1 protein-coding gene is annotated in these 1,709 nt (G+C 66.1%); it reads left to right on the top strand.

What is annotated here, in order from left to right; all coding sequences use genetic code 11:
* Positions 1-113 precede the first annotated feature (113 nt).
* The gene (locus KD1_RS15845; RefSeq protein ID WP_068403526.1) at positions 114-1,685 is read left to right on the top strand and encodes an IS1634 family transposase; all 1,572 of its coding nucleotides are present in this window, start codon (positions 114-116) and stop codon (positions 1,683-1,685) included.
* The last annotated feature ends 24 nt before the right edge of the window (positions 1,686-1,709 follow it).

Consider the following 1,709-nt stretch of genomic DNA (forward strand, 5'->3'; position numbering starts at 1 on the left):
GACCTGACTCGTGCCACTTGATGTTTGATCGGCTCTCGAGGTCGACTTTTCGCTATTTCTCGGGGTGTTGGTGCGCTGAGTGACGTACCCCGCTCCTCGGTAAGGTCGGGTTCGTGGTGTTCGTTCGCAAGTCGGCTGGCCGTTCAGGCGCGACGAAGGTGCAGATCGCGGAGCGGCGCGATGGGCGGAACCACATCATCGAGCACGTGGGTACTGCGCGTTCCGAGGCAGAGTTGGCGGTGCTGATGGCTCAGGCCCGCCGGCGACTGCGCCCAGGGCAGGAAGTGCTCGACCTCGACCTCGGCGATGAGGACGGCGCAGGCGAGGCGAGTAGCTCCGGAGTGATCACGGGCAAGCGGTCCGCGCTGCTGTGGCGGGTGCTGTCCACCGTGTACGACCGGCTCGGGTTCGACGTCGTGGCTGATGATGCATTCAAGGAGTTGGTGTTGGCCCGGATCATCGAACCGACCTCGAAGGCGGACTCGCAGCGAGTGCTGGACGAGGTCGGCGTCGAGCACGCGTTGCTGCGCACGATGTTCCGCTCGCTGGCGCGGGCGCAGGAGCGGGACTACCGCGGGCAGGTCGCGGCCGCGTGCTTCACCCACGCCGCCAGCAGTGGCGATGTGTCCCTGTGCCTGTATGACGTCACGACGCTCTACTTCGAGGCCGAGCATGAGGACGAGCTACGCAAGGTGGGATTCAGCAAGGAGCGGAGGGTGGACCCGCAGATCGTGGTCGGGTTGCTGGTCGACCGCAACGGCTTCCCCCTGGAGATCGGCTGCTACGAGGGCAACAAGGCCGAAACCACCACCATCATCCCCATCGTCCAGCAGTTCCAAGCCCGGCACGGCCTGAGTGACATGGTCGTGGTCGCCGACGCCGGGATGCTGTCGACGGCGAATCTGACCCCGTTGGATGAGGCGGGTCTGCGGTTCATCGTCGGCTCCCGAGCGGTCAAGGCTCCCGGTGATCTGGATTCCCACTTCCGTTGGCACGGGGACGCCTTCGACGATGGGCAGGTCATCGACACCATCACCCCCAAGCGAGCCACGGCCGCTGCCCGGGCCGAGAACGACACGGCCCAGCGTGCCGAACCGATCTGGGATCCAGTCGAACATCCTGGGTCGTGGCGGGCGGTGTGGGCCTACTCGCGCAAGCGGGCTGTGCGGGATCGCAAGACGCTGACGCTGCAGGAGAACCGCGCGAAGGCCGTCATCGCCGGCGAGAAAGCTTCCCGCTCACCACGGTTCGTCAAGACCACCGGCGGCGACCGCGTTCTGGACGAGGCCTCCCTGGAGCGCGCCTACAAGCTGGTCGGCCTGAAGGGGTACGTCAGCAACATCCCGCTCGAGGTGATGCCCGCGGGCGAGGTCATCGCCAGCTACCACGCGTTGTGGCAGGTCGAAGCCTCCTTCAGGATGAGCAAGACCGACCTGCGTGCGCGACCGGTATTCAGCCACTCACGTGAAGCGATCGAGGCGCACCTGACCACCGTCTTCGCTGCCCTGGCCATCGCGCGCTACCTGCAAGACGCGACTGGGGTGAGCATCAAGAAGATCGTGCAGGCGCTACGCCCGATTCAGCAGATCCGCGTGCGCATCGCCGGCCACGAACACCATGCCGAGGACCCCATGACCCCAGACGCGGTCGCCATCTTGGACAGCCTCGACCTCCCGCCTCAGTGACGTACCCCGGTGGCACGAGTCAGG

The sequence above is a fragment of the Kribbia dieselivorans NBRC 106261 genome (assembly GCF_001552435.1).
GTDB lineage: Bacteria > Actinomycetota > Actinomycetes > Actinomycetales > Dermatophilaceae > Kribbia > Kribbia dieselivorans.